The sequence below is a fragment of the Vibrio sp. Evd11 genome, from assembly GCF_900382755.1.
GTDB lineage: Bacteria > Pseudomonadota > Gammaproteobacteria > Enterobacterales > Vibrionaceae > Vibrio > Vibrio lentus.
Map to the genome: position 1 here is coordinate 1 of NZ_OSDX01000089.1, position 15,551 is coordinate 15,551.

The window sequence follows — 15,551 nt, forward strand, 5'->3', positions numbered from 1 at the left end:
CACAACGGTATGCTAAGAACAAAAATGCCGTTCACTCTTAAGTGAACGGCATTACAGCATTGCTGGCCTCTTTTTTGTCACTGAATAAATCGTAAAGAGTTACTTAAGAGAGTTGTGGATCAGAAACTCTTCTTCAACCCCTTTCAATTTCATCTCATCCATAATGAAGTTCACTGTGTTCAACAAGCGTTGTTCACCTTTTGGAATCAGGTAACCGAATTGGCTGTTGGTAAACGGTGTATCACAACGAGCCGCTTCAAGACGCTCGTCCGTCATTTGATAGAACAGGCCTTCAGGAGTTTCTGTCACCATGACATCCACTTTACCTTCCGCAACGGCTTGCGGAACGTCTAGGTTGTTCTCGTAACGTGTGAAGCTTGCGTCTTGCAAGTTAGCATCCGCAAACATCTCGTTAGTCCCGCCGATATTGACGCCAACACGCACAGAAGAAAGGTTCACTTTCTCAATGCTGTTGTATTGTTCTGCTTTGCCTTTCGCAACTAAGAAACACTTGCCAAAGGTCATGTAGCCTTGAGTTTGTTCTGCGTTTAACTGACGCTGCATTTTTCGTGTGATACCGCCCATCGCGATGTCGTATTTATCGCTGTCGAGGTCGGTTAGCAGATCTTTCCATGTAGTACGGACAATCTGTAATTCAACGCCCAACTGCTCTGCAACATGTTTGGCTACGTCAATGTCATAACCAGAGTAGGTTTTGCCGTCGAAGTAAGAAAAAGGTTTGTAGTCGCCTGTAGTACCGACACGAAGTGTACCTGATTTTTGGATGTCTTCTAATTGGTCAGCTTGTACTACACCAGAAAGAGCCAGAGTAATGGAAGCAAGTAATAGTGATGTTTTTTTCATTGTAATTATCTGTTGTGTTTGTGTTGTCATTCAAAGTAACAGAAACAATCAGAGAAAGAGATCAAACCATTGGAAAGGCCGGAGTTGGGAGGCAATCGAGGAGTTGATAGTGCGATACAGCAGCTATTTTTATCTTTACAAGTATTAAAAATCGATCTCGCGACCGCTTTATATCTTAAAAATTAATTACGTTAAAATGCCAGTAGGTGAGGCGGTTTACTTATTCGCGAATTCAACTGCGTCACGAACAAGCTTGCCTAGTTCATCCCACTTACCTTCGTCGATAAGGTTAGTTGGAACCATCCAAGTACCGCCACACGCAAGTACAGAAGGGATAGATAGGTATTCATCTACATTCTTCAAGCTGACGCCGCCAGTTGGCATGAATTTAACAGGGTAAACCGCTGTTAATGCTTTAAGCATACCAGTACCGCCAGAAGGTTCAGCAGGGAAGAACTTCAACGTACGAAGACCCATTTCCATTGCTTGCTCAACTAGGCTTGGGTTGTTTACACCCGATACAATTGCAACACCTTTGTCGATACAGTATCGAACAGTACGAGGGTTGAAACCTGGGCTTACGATGAAATCAACGCCCGCTTCGATAGATGCGTCAACTTGCTCGTTAGTTAGTACAGTACCTGAACCGATTAGCATGTCTGGGAATTCTTCACGCATGATGCGAATCGCTTCGATTGCACATTCTGTACGTAGTGTGATTTCTGCACATGGCATGCCGTTTTCAACCAGTGCTTTACCTAGGGGGATGGCATCTTCAGCACGGTTGATAGCGATTACAGGGATTACTTTTAGGTTTGCTAGTTGTTCATTTAATGTAGTCATGAATTCTTTCTCACGTTAACAATGGGCCTGCTTTCAACTAAGCAACCCCTTGATTAATATATGAAGTGCGCAATTATAGAGACAAATCAGGCGTCGCTTCTAGAGGAATGATAGCACTTGGATGCTGAATCACAGTCCCTGCCACAATATGACCTGCTAATGCTGCATCGCTAGCATTACCACCGTTCCAAGCACCTAACTAGGATCCTGAACGGAAAAAGTCACCAGCAGCTGAAGTATCAACAATATTGACTACTGTTGGTGTTGCAACGTATGAGTACGATGGCACTAAACCATAGAATTTCAAGGGAACTTTCGTGGTCGGTGAGCCGATTTGGTGCATCGTACTTTCAATGCTAAAGTGTAGTTTAATAATACATATCTAATAAGTAAGTAGACTTATGCTAGGCACTTTTAATTCAATTTCAGGCTCTAAGCGAAGCTTACATGTGCAAGTGGCACGTGAAATTGCTCGCGGTATTTTGTCGGGTGATTTGCCTCAGGGCTCGATCATCCCTGGAGAGATGGCTCTGTGTGAGCAATTTGGTATTAGTAGAACGGCATTACGAGAAGCTGTTAAGCTTCTCACTTCCAAAGGGCTGCTAGAATCCCGTCCGAAAATTGGTACTCGAGTCGTTGACCGAGCATACTGGAATTTTTTAGATTCACAGCTTATTGAGTGGATGGATGGGCTAACAGATATCGACCAATTCTGTCATCAATTCCTAGGATTACGCCGGGCTATTGAGCCAGAAGCTTGTGCTTTAGCTTCTAAATTTGCAAGTGCTGAGCAACGTGTTGAATTATCAGGAACTTTCCAAGAGATGGTCGATGTTTCTAGACAAGAACCGTTGGATAAAGAGCGTTGGTTAAACATTAACATGAAGTTCCATAGCCTTATTTTTAGGGCAACAGGGAATGACTTCTACCTACCATTTGGTCACATTTTAACGACCATGTTTAATAACTTTATTGTTCACTCGTCAGAACAGGGCAACACGTGTATCCAAGAACATCGTGCCATTTACGAAGCAATTATGGCTGGTAATAGTGATAAAGCACGCCAGGCGTCAGCAAGCCATCTACAGCGGTTAAACTATCAGTTAACAACAGAGTAGTTAGTTTGTTGTTGATGCGTAAATCGAGTAACACACGGTTATTTTAAAGCACGCTAAGCGTGCTTTTGTCCTTCAACTTTTCCTATTTGCATAACTTATATTTAAGTTAATCCATAATAAGAAATAAACCAATGAGAGTCGGTTTAGATCTTTAGATCAATCACCGCACGTTCTAATGAATCCGTTTGCTTTACCACAGACGTGGCAGAAGCGGCGTTTTTCGATGCTCCCGTCACATTGGCCAGTGTTAGCTGCTTAATCACACTCACGTTTTCAATGATCTCTGAGGTGACAGCGCTTTGTTCTTTCATCGCATTCGTTACTTCCAAACTGTTGTTTAGAATCGTTTCCATATCGGCAATAACCGAAGTGATTCTCGAATGGGCATTTTCACAAGAGTCGACACTGCTGTTGCCTTTCTCACAACAGTTTTGAATGGTATTCACTACCGTTTGGGTCTGGTCTTGAACGCCTTTAATAATCGTTGAAATCTCTTCGGTTGAAAGCTGAGTTCTGCCCGCTAGGGTTCTTACCTCATCCGCAACCACCGCAAAGCCACGACCTTGTTCGCCAGCACGCGCCGCTTCTATCGCTGCATTCAGAGCAAGTAGGTTGGTTTGATCTGCAATGCCTTTAATCACTTCTAAAACCGTATTAATTTTCTCGGAATGAACAGAGAGGCGGTTCACTTCTTCACTCGCACTGACGAGATCAGTCGAAAGCGTATTGATGGTGTCTCTGGTGAATGCTACGTCGTTCAGGCCATCATTCGCCGTGGTGAAACTGGTTTGTGCATTGGATGAGGCATTTTCACTGTTGGTGGCCACATTTTGAATATTGCTGCCCATCTGGTTTATCGCGGTCGCAATATTTTCGGTTTGTTGCTGCTGTTTGTTTAAAGCACTCTCAACTTCCATTCCATCGTGCTGAAGCTGGTTAGATATGTTGCCTAACTCTTGAATAGAGCCCTGAACTTGGCCGACCAACTGACGAATATCAGCGAGTACGGTATTAAACGCCCTTGCGATATCGGCTATTTCGTCCGTTCCGCTGTCGTCGGCTCTTACGGTAAAGTCACGTTGCTGCGATACCAACAACATGGTTGAGTTTAACGAGGCTATTTTCTTTGCGACACGAGATGAAACGCCAAAAGATAGTGCCATTAGTAATGCTGCGACGGTAACAATGGAACCAATAATAAAGGTCGTAATGGTTTGTTGAATTGATTCGACCTGCTGTTCTAAGCGGCCTTCAAGGCTGATGAATATTGAGATGATGTCTTCAAACAGCATCTTCATTTCTGATTTCAGTTCCGCGACCTTTGCCGGATTTCGATCAGTCGCATCCACCATCAAAGAGAAGTCTTTGTCGTATTGTTTCACTTCAAGTGTCAGTTTTTCTAGCTCTGGGACTGCAATGTCAGACTCTGTGAGCAGGCCGGAAAAGCTCCCCATCAATTGTTGAAAGTGAGAGTACTCTTTGGCGAATACCGGCTTGAGTGCTTTCTCATGGCTTATTAGAAACTCTAATTCGGTTCTATTGAGCTGAAGCATAGAGACTTCGAGCGACTTTACTTTGATCAGCGTTTTTTCAAGTTTGATCAATTTCAGGTTGGCCAGTTCAGTGAATGACACAACAACCAACAAAGACACAATGGATAAACAAGTTAGGCTAAAGAGGGAGGTTTTAATTTTCATAGGCGGGCACCAAAGCAGAACAATATGACTCAACAACGTATTTGGAATCGTGTTTCTCTTATTTGCGTGTAGATAGCTTACGAGGTCGGTAATTGAGATCTGACTCGCAACGGAAACGTTTGCTTACAGTATTTTATGGAAAGGTTATGCGCAAGTTAAATATTTATTATTTTCAATGGCTATTGGTGATTATTTTGTTATTAGTGATTGTTTTGGACATAAAGGGAGAGGAAAAGGAGGGAGGGGGAGATTAGGTCAATAGATCTTGTTAATGGAGAGCACAGTGCTTACTTGAGATTAAAGAAGATGAGTACTTGTGCTTTGTAACACGAGCACTCATCCGTTTGTATTTAGCTTTCTGTCGGCATCCACACCTGTTTAGACGTGATTTTGTGGTCTTTGAAGGTCAGTTCTTCAACCTTGTCACCGTTAGTATTCCAGCGAGTTAGTTTTCCGTTCGCGACTTCACCTTCATCGAACTTCGCTTGGCTTGCCTTATTACCGTTAGGGTAGTAGTCCGTTACCAAACCATCTTTTTGTCCGTCGCTGTATTCAGCGGTCAGGCTTTGTTCACCATTGGGATACCAACGAGAGGCGGTGCCTGATAGTTCATTGTCTTTATAATTGAGTTCTGCTTTTTTCTGTCCGTTTGGATACCAGGTTTCTGCCTTGCCTTGTAGTTCACCTTTAACGTAATTCACTTTAGAGGCAACTTGGCCATTCGGATACCAGTTAGTTTCTAACCCTAGTTCTTGGCCGTCAGCAAACTGAGCTTGGGTCGCGACTTGGCCGTTATCAAACTTCTCTTCAAATTGACCAGTAAAGGGTTTTGAATGGTTTACTTGGTAAGCCACGCCTTTACGCATCTGTAAGTAGTCAACAGCATCTTCACGTGGTGTTGCTGCATAGCTCATAGAAGATACCGCACTAAGAGCAATTAAGATTGGAACGTATTTCTTCATAATGACACCTTTTTAATGGACGAGAGAAACTGTAACGGGTGTGTTAAGAGCATTTCACTTCCGTGTATCCCTGTCAGTATCTAATAGTGGTTTTCAAGTTTGCATTATTGGCTACCTAATATAGGGAACTTTTAAAAGCAAACATTCAATCTTATTTGTACTACAAATGTGTTGGTTTGATTCATTTTTATAAATTATATCTAACGATTTTTTTGTTGTTCGCATTTGAGCTTTGATCGTGACGAATAATAATTTTTAACGAGTATTCTTCGATTTTTAGAGACTTTGTTCATGTTTTTAGGGGTTTTGGTCGAAATTTAGTGCGGATGACTGCACTGACTTGAGGGATTGCGCTCCTAGGTGGTGCAACTTTGAACTCGATCACTTGTATGATTAATTGAGCGGCAGACTGTAAGATCACTGTCACGTATTTGGATTATTGTAGTACAAATATGCTTGCCATCTATCTATAGTGACCTCAACAAAAAAACATAAATAAAAGGTCTAAAGATGGAACTCAATACCCTGATAGTTGGCATCTACTTCCTATTCTTAATTGCGATAGGGTGGATGTTCCGAACGTTTACAAGTACGACAAGTGATTACTTCCGTGGGGGAGGTAACATGTTGTGGTGGATGGTAGGTGCAACTGCATTTATGACCCAATTCAGTGCGTGGACATTTACGGGTGCCGCAGGTAAAGCCTTTACCGATGGTTTTGCCGTAGCGATTATCTTCATCGCTAACGCATTCGGTTACCTAATGAACTACCTCTATTTTGCTCCGAAGTTCCGCCAACTGCGTGTTGTGACGGTAATTGAAGCGATTCGTATGCGTTTTGGTAAGGTGAATGAGCAAGTGTTTACTTGGTCGGGTATGCCAAACAGCGTTATTTCTGCGGGTATCTGGTTGAACGGTCTTGCGATCATCGCATCAGGGATCTTTGGTTTCGACATGACAACCACGATCATCCTAACAGGCCTTGTCGTACTGATAATGTCGGTAACGGGCGGCTCTTGGGCGGTAATCGCATCTGACTTTATGCAGATGGTTATCATCATGGCAGTAACGGTGACGTGTGCTGTGGTTGCGGTTTACCACGGTGGCGGTGTTACTCAGATCATTAGCGACTTCCCAACGGACTCGTTCATTACGGGTGACAACCTGAACTACCTAAGCATCTTCAGCATCTGGGCTGTGTTCATTTTCTTAAAGCAGTTCAGCATTACCAATAACATGTTGAACTCTTACCGCTACCTTGCTGCGAAAGATTCAAACAATGCACGTAAAGCGGCACTCCTTGCTTGTGTACTGATGACGCTTGGTCCAATCATTTGGTTCATGCCTTCTTGGTTCATGGCGGGTCAAGGTGTTGATTTAGCAGCAGCTTACCCAGAAGCAGGCAGTAAAGCCGCTGACTTCGCTTACCTTTACTTCGTTCAAGAGTACATGCCAGTTGGTATGGTTGGCCTTCTGATTGCCGCTATGTTTGCAGCAACGATGTCTTCAATGGATTCTGGTCTAAACCGTAACTCAGGTATTTTCGTTAAGAACTTCTACGAGCCAATTCTTCGCCCTAAAGCGACAGAGAAAGAGCTAATGGTTGTTTCTAAGCTAACGTCTACCTTCTTCGGTATCGCAATCATCTTGGTTGCTCTGTTCATCAACTCTCTTAAAGGTCTGAGCCTTTTCGACACCATGATGTACGTGGGCGCATTGATCGGCTTCCCTATGACAATTCCAGCATTCTGTGGCTTCTTCATCCGTAAAACACCGGATTGGGCAGGCTGGGGTACGCTAGTTGTGGGTGGTGTGGTTTCTTACTTCGTTGGTTTCGTTATCACTGCTGACATGATCCAAAACTGGTTCGGTCTAAATGAGCTAACGGGTCGTGAGTGGGCTGACCTGAAAGTGGCTATCGGCCTTATCGGTCACATCGTATTTACAGCTGGCTTCTTTGTTCTTTCAACACTGTTCTACAAACCATTACCGGAACACCGTGAGAAAGATGTCGACAAGTTCTTCAACAACCTAGCGACACCATTAGTTGCTGAAAGTAATGAACAGAAGAAACTGGATAACAAGCAACGTCGTATGTTGGGTTCACTTATCGCGGTAGCGGGTGTGGGCGTAATGACCATGTTTGTACTGCCAAACCCAATGTGGGGACGCATGGTATTCGTTCTGTGTGGCTTGATTGTGTTCTCTGTCGGTCTGTTACTTGTTAAAGCGGTCGATGACAAAGTCGAGCAACAAGACGAAGTGACTCCAGCCGAAGGCTAATTTAATACGCATCCAAAATAACATCACGACCACCTGAATGGGTGGTCGTCATTTTTATAATCCAATATTTAACGTGAGATGTACGATGAAAAAAAAACTATTATCGGTAAGCATTATTAGCGCGTTCACGCTCGCTTTTGCAACAGGCTGTACGACACAAGAAAAAACAGCACCAGTAGTCAATGTCGCTGAACAAGCTGCACCTGCTATTAGCGAAATCGACCGTAGTTACCTATTGAGTAGTGACCGCTTAACTGAGGTAGATGGCGACACCTTAGACGTTGCATCAGAAGAGCAAGTCGCTGCGCTTAAAGCACAATTTGAAAACCTAAAAGATGGCGACGAAGTTGTTATCCCTAACGGTAAATACGCGAACTTAGGTCAAGTGACGATTACGGCGAATGACATCACCATTAAAGCCGAGCAAGCAGGTTCTGCGTGGATCACTGGCTTGATCCAGTTTGAACTGAAAGGTGATGACATTATGCTTGATGGCTTAGTGTTTACGGAAGGTGGCCCTAACGAACGCTTTGGTGCAGTACGTATGATGGGTAACGGCAACACGCTGCAAAACTCAACGTTCTACTACTTCAACCACGACTATGAGTACGAGCCAGACGAGCGTCGCTCTGAGTATCCAAAGTACCTTTGGGTTTCGCTATGGGGCAAAGACGGTAAAGTGATCAACAACCGTTTCGAAGGTAAGCAGAAGCGCGGCACTTTGATCGGTGTTCAAAAAGATGACACAGCGGATAACCACCTGATCGCAAATAACATCTTCATGGATCAAAAGCCGAACCAGTTTAATGAATTCGATATCAAAGAAGCGATTCGTTACAACGGCAACAGTTGGGAAGCGATTCGCATCGGCGATTCTAAATCTTCACAGTGGGATTCAAGCTCTAAGTTTGTGAACAACCTAATGATCGATATGGATGGCGAGCGTGAGCTTATCTCTATTAAGTCGGGTGACAACACGATTGCAGGCAACACCATCTTCCAAAGCGCGGCACTGATTTCACTGCGTCACGGTAAAGGCAATACGGTTGAGAACAACATGATTCTGGGTAACGAGAAACGCCTAACTGGTGGTATGCGTATCTACGATGAAGACCATGTGATCCGCAATAACTACATTGCTAACACTCGTGGCCGTGATGGTGTGATTGAAGGTAACGCTGACCTACGTGGCGGTATCGTTATTAACACCGGCATTATCGATGTAGCGAATGGCGAGCAGTTAGATCAATCAGTGAAGGGCAAAGAGTTGAATAAGCAATGGACGCCGAAAAACATCACGATTGAGAACAACTCTCTAGTCGATACTGAGTGGGGCATTGTTTACGGCAATCAAAGCCACCGTGTAAGTCTATTCAACAACGCAGAAGTTGAAGGTATTTACGCAGGTGTGGATGTGGCGTTCAAACACAATGTGGTTGATAACTCACAATCACCTGAGTTTGTCAGTGTTCGCGCAACTCATGACTTCCCATTAGTCGGCGCAACCTACACAGATGAAACTTACGTGGGTCAAGTGACGGATTCTGAACTGATCGAAAGCTACTCGGTTGAACTACCAAAAGTGACGGTTGAGAACGGCATCAACACTTACCAAGGCGAAGGTGCTGACGTGTCTAAACTTGCAGTGGTAACGGCTGAAACAGCGGGTCCAAATTACGTGCTTGAAAATACCAAGAAGTAATCAGTATTAGTACTCATGCTAGTGCGAGTAACGAGATAAGTGTGAAGAGCGATTCGAGAACGACTCGATAGGTTATCCAAACACTAGAAACTGAAAAAGCCCCAATAGGTAAATGCCTATTGGGGCTTTTTAGTGTTCTGTTTTTAGGTTTTAGGCTCAGGGCTCAAGGTTTAACGTTTAAGCCTAGGACTTGTATTTATGCAGCAGATCCCAAGGAATATTGCATAAGTGATGATCTTCAGGGAACTGACTTAGGTGATGCTGGTGGATATCGTCACTGGCGACGTAATTGGTTAACGGCAGGATCTCGAGAGCGATTCGTTCTGCGTCATCACGAGATGCAATGTAGTTCGCAGCTTCTGATAAGTGCAGGGCGTTAATGCTGTATACACCCGTGCGGTATTTCTCGCCTACATCAACCCCTTGTTTGTTTACGCTGTATGGGTCGATGATCTCAAACAGATGCTCCATCAAAACCGTTACTGACGTGATGCTCGGATCAAACTCAATTTGTACACACTCCGCGTAACCATCATAAGCGTTTTGGGTCTCATCGCTTTGTGTTGTTTCGTTTTCTGTTGGCTGGGCATTACCATTGGCACGACCGGCTTCTGTACTGATCACGCCGGGCACATATTTGATGAACTCTTGCACACCCCACAAGCATCCGCCTGCTAAATAAATTTGTTCCATACTTCTCTTTGAGCTCTTCGTGTTTGTTGCTGGCGACTCATCGCGAATAGACCGCCAAGGTAACTATGGCTACATGCATATCAATAGCTTGGAGCATGCTTAAATACGTGATAGAACCGTATATAAACAGGCTTATAAAAACAAGTGCTTAAGTATTGTCAAACAGTGCCACTGAACAAACGCGCCACTGAACAACTTAAGTAAAATACGATGATGTGATTATATAAGTCATCGCGCCTTGTCACCAACCCGAATCTCAACATCAAGTGAGCGTTAGTCTAACCATGTTTGATCAAATAAAAGACTTCATCAACCCGAGCAAGAATCCCGATCTGACTCAGGCTCATGAATATCAGCGTAAGCATCTTCCGACCTTGTGGTTGTTGGGTAAAACGGGTGCGGGCAAGTCATCGTTTATTCAAGCGGTCACGGGCGACTCTTCTGTTGAAGTCGGCAATGGATTTGCGCCATGTACTATGACGGCGATGTCGTATGAGTTTCCGCAAGACAAACCGGTGATGCGCTTTCTTGATACCAGAGGGCTAAGTGAAGCGAATTATGATGCGAAAGAAGACCTAGAAGAGATTGGTCAGGCTGGTAATGCGTTAGTCGTGGTGATGAAAGCCGATGAACCTGAACAATCCTCGGTACTTGCTGCTCTGAAACAGATTAAGAAGCAAAAGAAAATTAAGCACTTGCTGCTTGTTCATACGGCGGTGTTGTCTTCCAGTGAGACCGACCGAGCAAGGCAAATTCAGTTCAATTCTAATCAAGTAGAGAAGGTTTGGGGTAAGAGCTTTGAATCCGTCGCGGTGGATTTTGAAACGGATGATTTGAGCAATAACAGTGGCTCAATTTATAACTATGACGTTTTGTTAGAAAAGCTGACCAACATCCTTCCAGTTATTGGCATGATGGTTGTCGACAAAGAACATTCCACTCAAGAAGAAGCCAACTTTGATCAAGTAGAAAATGAAGTGCTTTGGTATGCAGGAAGTGCCGCTACGAGCGACCTTATTCCGGGTGTTGGCTTGGTGTCTGTACCTGCGATTCAAGCGAAAATGCTCCATAGTTTGGCAAACCAGTATGGGGTCGAATGGAACAAGAGAGTCTTCAGTGAATTGATAGGCACTTTGGGAAGCAGCTTTGCTTTGCAATACGGCATGAAATTGGGCACTCGACAGCTGATAAAGCTGATTCCGGTTTATGGCCAAACGGTAGGCGCGGTTGCCGCAGCGGCAATGAGTTTCGGCACCTCTTATGGTTTAGGTCGCGCGGCTTGTTTTTACTTCTATCATAAGAACAAAGGCGAAGAAGTGTCTGAGCAAGAGATGCAGAAGATCTACAAAGAATCCCTGAAAAAAGGTAAGGCGGCGTCGGGCTATGAAGAAAATTAGAAACCTGTTTCGATTACTTGCTGTGCTATCCAGTGGGCGTTGGGGCATAGCCCTGATTTCGGCGATCTTCCCAAGCATTATCATGATGGGCTTTGGTGTCTTCTTGGCGGTCAAATACGGTTACTTATTGGAAATGTCGATTGCCATTGCCGTGAGTACCTTGGTGTTCACCATTCCTTTATTCATTTCTAGCCGCTCTTCTCGCAAACCAACTTATAGCGATACGTCTGCAAACCCAGCGAGCGAAGGTGAAACCGAATCATCACCTAAGAGTGCTGACACTGATGATGCGTTAGTCAATGATGCGATGGTCAAAGCGTCTGATGAATGGTCGCAAGCGGAGCTGTCAATTTGGAATGATTCAAAGCACTATGTACGTCAGCAGTTAATGGAAGACATAGAGTGGGGCAACCTAGACCAAACCGGTTTAGAGGTACTTGAGTTTGTGGCCAAAAAGTTTGATAAAAAATCACTCGATTTCTCTATCCCTGAAGGGCTCAAACTCTTCGAAGAAGTCAGCCGCCGCTACAAATTGGTAGTGAAAGAACACATTCCGGGTATCGAATATCTCAAGGTTTCCTACATCAAAGCGGGCTATGAAGCCTATGACAAATACGGTGAGCTAGGGCAGAAGATCTTCAAAGCGGCTATCTGGGGCAACCACCTTAAAAACCTGTATTTGAATCCATTGAAGGTGATTTCCGATTTAGGTCGAGAGCAAGCGACATCATCCATGACCAAAGGCGTGGTGGATGACATGCAATACGCCGCCAAACAGGCCTTACTCGATGAAGTAGCCGCGGTGGCGATTGATCTTTATAGCGGGCGATTCAGCATTGAAGACGAAGCATTAAAAGCATCTGATGTGTCTGAAGTTGACGAAAAACGTTTTGCTCCTGAATTAGAGCCCGTGAGAATTGTGCTGGTCGGGCAAACAAGTTCAGGTAAATCCTCCCTGATTAATGCCCTTAAGCAAGAGCTGGTTGCCGAGGTCGATGTTCTACCATCAACCGACACTTCAACCGTATATAACGCGTTTGTCGACGATAATGACGTTCGAGTGGTTGATCTGCAAGGGCTTGATGGCAATCCTAAAACCGAAGCCTTAATGCTGAAAGAGATGACCCAAGCCGATGTGGTGCTGTGGGTACTTAAAGCCAATCAGTCTGCACGTGATTTGGATAAGCAGTTGAAAGATAGATTTGATGCTTTCTATGATGATCCTAAGAACATCTCACGCAAGAAGCCGATTGTGGTGTCAGTTGTGAATCAAGTAGATAGGTTAAAGCCTGTAGATGAGTGGCAACCTCCGTATGACTTAGAGAACCCAACATCGTCCAAAGCAAAGATCATTGCTCAAGCGCTCGAATATAATCAAGCACTGTTACAGCCGGACATCGCTTTGCCGCTGGCGATTGCGTCTGAAAAGGTACAGTTTGGTTTAGATATTTTAAGGCAAACTTTGCTCGAACGTATCGCTGACGCAAATAACGTTCAGAGAAATCGCCAACGTTTTGAAGCAATGAAAAGAGGGACGTCGGTTAAAGGACAGCTGAACAAAGCAGTAAAAGTCGGTAAGAAGGTGGCACCAAGTGCATTGAAGGCTGCGACACCAAAACTGGCTGAAATGGCCATCAAGCAAGCCGTTAAGAAGAAGTAAGTCATTCACTGCGAATACGGTTCTGGTTAGGTTTGAGCCTCATCAGAGCTTGGCATTTTTAGCTTAGTAGATTTCTAGAAGATAGATTTTTAGAAAACAGCCATCTTCGCCTCTTATTAGAGAAATTTTGAGTTCAAAAGAGATTCGATATTATTAAGTAACTCGTCGAACTAGTTTAATAGTATATAAATGGCTGTGATTCACAGTTTATATAACATGCTATCGTATTTAATTACCATTCCAAATTCTGATCACATTTATACTTTCTTTCGCTGTATTTATAAAACAATTGCACTATATTTAAATTTCGGATCACCTTGATTTCAACGTAGGGATATATTGTGAACATGTATCTGAAATGGCAATCAACAACATGGCTAACCTTGTTAGCTTGGTATACCTTAGATCACCAGCTCTCGTTCCGCCTTTCTTCAGAGTAGTACCCTCTAGGCGTCACGCGCCAGCAGAGCCCTTGAGCTTTGCCCAGTCCTGTTAATTTTTTCTTTAAGATATGTCGTAGCTCATGCGGCCGCTATTTGTGTTGTTATGCATGTGGCTCTTTATATCTTAGTCATTATTAACTGGATCCTAATCAATACGTCATTGATTAAATGATTTATTTATAGCTATTAATTTTAATCGCAATCATCACGATAGTGATTGTGCGTGAAATTAAATTAATGGTGATGACTCGTGACATCTAAAAATAATGAATTTGGCTTTTTCGATTTAGGCCGAATTTATTGAAAGGTACTATTATGGAAAATTTCAAACATCTACCAGAACCGTTTCGTATTCGCGTTGTAGAGCCAGTAAAAAGAACAACTCGCGCTTATCGTGAGCAAGCCATTGTCGAAGCGGGCATGAACCCGTTTCTACTCGACAGTGATGATGTGTTCATCGATTTGTTGACCGACAGCGGAACTGGTTCAATTACTCAACGTATGCAAGCCGCGATGTTGATGGGTGATGAAGCTTACAGCGGTAGTCGCAGTTACTATGCACTGTCGAATGCGGTGAAAGATATCTTCGGCTACGAGTTGACGATTCCAACACACCAAGGGCGCGGTGCAGAGCAGATTTACATTCCTGTTCTGATTAAGAAGCGCGAAATGGAAAAGGGACTCGATCGCAGCAAAATGGTCGCTTTGTCGAACTACTTCTTCGATACCACACAAGGTCACACCCAAGTGAATTGCTGTGTGGCGAAAAACGTTTATACCAAAGAAGCATTTGATACCTCAGTGAATGCGGATTTTAAAGGCAACTTCGATGTGGTGAAACTGGAAGAAGCGATCTTAGAAGCGGGCGTGGCTAACGTTCCTTACATTGTGAGTACCATTACTTGTAACTCGGCTGGTGGACAACCTGTCTCTATTGCCAACCTTAAAGCCGTGCATGAAATCGCTCAGAAGTACGATATCCCAGTAATTATGGATTCTGCACGCTACGCTGAAAATGCTTACTTCATTCAGCAGCGTGAAGTCGGTTATCAAGATTGGACAATTGAACAGATCACACGTGAATCTTACAAATACGCGGATGGTTTAGCCATGTCTGCCAAGAAAGATGCGATGGTACAGATGGGTGGCTTACTCTGTTTTAAAGATGAGTCATTCATGGATGTGTACACAGAATGTCGAACCTTGTGTGTCGTTCAAGAGGGTTTCCCAACTTATGGTGGGTTAGAAGGCGGCGCGATGGAGCGTTTGGCGGTTGGCCTTTATGACGGCATGCGTCAAGACTGGTTGGAATACCGAATTGGTCAGGTTCAATACCTTGTTGATGGCTTAGAAGCGATGGGTATCGTGTGTCAACAAGCAGGTGGTCATGCCGCATTTGTCGATGCGGGTAAACTGCTTCCTCATATTCCAGCAGGCCAATTTCCAGCGCATGCGTTGGCGTGTGAACTGTACAAAGTGGCGGGCATTAGAGCGGTTGAGATTGGTTCTTTACTGCAAGGCCGTGATCCTGCCACAGGCGAGCAACATCCATGCCCTGCAGAATTATTGCGCTTAACCATTCCACGCGCGACGTACACACAAACCCACATGGATTTCATTATCGAAGCATTCGAGAAAGTAAAAGAGAATGCTGGGAAAGTGAAAGGGCTCGACTTTACCTATGAACCGCCAGTGTTAAGACACTTTACGGCGCGCTTGAAAGAGGTAGAAATAAGCGAGAAACAAGCAGGAAAAAAGAATGAACAAACGCTCGAAGAAGCATTTTAAAATAAAAACATAAGCGAATAGTCACTAATCAAAAGGCTCCTTTAAGGAGTAATGCCGTTCACTTAAGAGTGAACGGCATTTTTGTTCTTAGCATACCGTTG

Annotated in this window: 11 protein-coding genes and 1 pseudogene; 6 read left to right on the forward strand and 6 right to left on the reverse strand. The window is 44.0% G+C overall.

What is annotated here, in order from left to right; translation table 11 throughout:
- Window positions 1-99: 99 nt before the first annotated feature.
- The 3 genes and pseudogenes from ED652_RS22140 to ED652_RS24060 form a co-directional block, all read right to left on the reverse strand.
- A complete protein-coding gene (locus ED652_RS22140) occupies window positions 100-864 on the reverse strand; it encodes a transporter substrate-binding domain-containing protein (RefSeq protein ID WP_122056189.1) in 765 nt (254 codons plus the stop codon).
- A gap of 216 nt (window positions 865-1,080) precedes the next feature.
- Window positions 1,081-1,707, reverse strand: coding sequence for a bifunctional 4-hydroxy-2-oxoglutarate aldolase/2-dehydro-3-deoxy-phosphogluconate aldolase (locus ED652_RS22145; protein ID WP_122056190.1), 627 nt, complete (start codon window positions 1,705-1,707; stop codon window positions 1,081-1,083).
- A gap of 73 nt (window positions 1,708-1,780) precedes the next feature.
- Window positions 1,781-1,999: pseudogene (locus tag ED652_RS24060) on the reverse strand (PfkB family carbohydrate kinase); the annotation flags it as partial.
- Between the two features lie 109 nt (window positions 2,000-2,108).
- Here ED652_RS24060 and ED652_RS22150 point away from each other — a divergent pair.
- Complete coding sequence (locus tag ED652_RS22150; protein ID WP_122056191.1) at window positions 2,109-2,825, forward strand: FadR/GntR family transcriptional regulator; 717 nt, start codon at window positions 2,109-2,111, stop codon at window positions 2,823-2,825.
- A gap of 143 nt (window positions 2,826-2,968) precedes the next feature.
- On the opposite strand, the gene ED652_RS22155 is transcribed toward ED652_RS22150, so the two are convergent.
- Complete coding sequence (locus ED652_RS22155) at window positions 2,969-4,522, reverse strand: methyl-accepting chemotaxis protein (RefSeq protein ID WP_122056192.1); 1,554 nt, start codon at window positions 4,520-4,522, stop codon at window positions 2,969-2,971.
- Between the two features lie 350 nt (window positions 4,523-4,872).
- Entirely contained in the window at window positions 4,873-5,484 is a 612-nt protein-coding gene (locus tag ED652_RS22160) for a toxin-antitoxin system YwqK family antitoxin (RefSeq protein ID WP_065104082.1), read from the reverse strand.
- A gap of 510 nt (window positions 5,485-5,994) precedes the next feature.
- Between ED652_RS22160 and ED652_RS22165 the strand changes: the two genes are divergently transcribed.
- The gene (locus ED652_RS22165; RefSeq protein WP_065104081.1) at window positions 5,995-7,767 is read left to right on the forward strand and encodes a transporter; all 1,773 of its coding nucleotides are present in this window, start codon (window positions 5,995-5,997) and stop codon (window positions 7,765-7,767) included.
- A gap of 85 nt (window positions 7,768-7,852) precedes the next feature.
- On the forward strand, window positions 7,853-9,469 hold the full coding sequence (locus ED652_RS22170; RefSeq protein ID WP_122056193.1) for a polysaccharide lyase 6 family protein: 1,617 nt from the start codon (window positions 7,853-7,855) through the stop codon (window positions 9,467-9,469).
- A gap of 183 nt (window positions 9,470-9,652) precedes the next feature.
- Here the strand turns inward: ED652_RS22170 and ED652_RS22175 are convergent, their stop codons facing one another.
- A complete protein-coding gene (locus ED652_RS22175; RefSeq protein WP_122056194.1) occupies window positions 9,653-10,162 on the reverse strand; it encodes a peptide-methionine (S)-S-oxide reductase in 510 nt (169 codons plus the stop codon).
- A gap of 284 nt (window positions 10,163-10,446) precedes the next feature.
- On the opposite strand from ED652_RS22175, the gene ED652_RS22180 reads away from it, so the two are divergent.
- The 3 genes from ED652_RS22180 to tnaA all read left to right on the forward strand — a co-directional run bounded on the left by ED652_RS22180 (window position 10,447) and on the right by tnaA (window position 15,450).
- Entirely contained in the window at window positions 10,447-11,559 is a 1,113-nt protein-coding gene (locus tag ED652_RS22180; RefSeq protein WP_122056195.1) for a YcjF family protein, read from the forward strand.
- Window positions 11,546-13,219: a GTPase family protein gene (locus ED652_RS22185; protein WP_122056196.1), complete on the forward strand. Its 1,674-nt coding sequence runs from the start codon at window positions 11,546-11,548 to the stop codon at window positions 13,217-13,219. Before ED652_RS22180 ends, ED652_RS22185 begins: the two co-directional genes overlap by 14 nt.
- A 758-nt stretch (window positions 13,220-13,977) precedes the next feature.
- On the forward strand, window positions 13,978-15,450 hold the full coding sequence (gene tnaA / locus ED652_RS22190) for a tryptophanase (protein ID WP_122056197.1): 1,473 nt from the start codon (window positions 13,978-13,980) through the stop codon (window positions 15,448-15,450).
- Window positions 15,451-15,551: the final 101 nt, after the last annotated feature.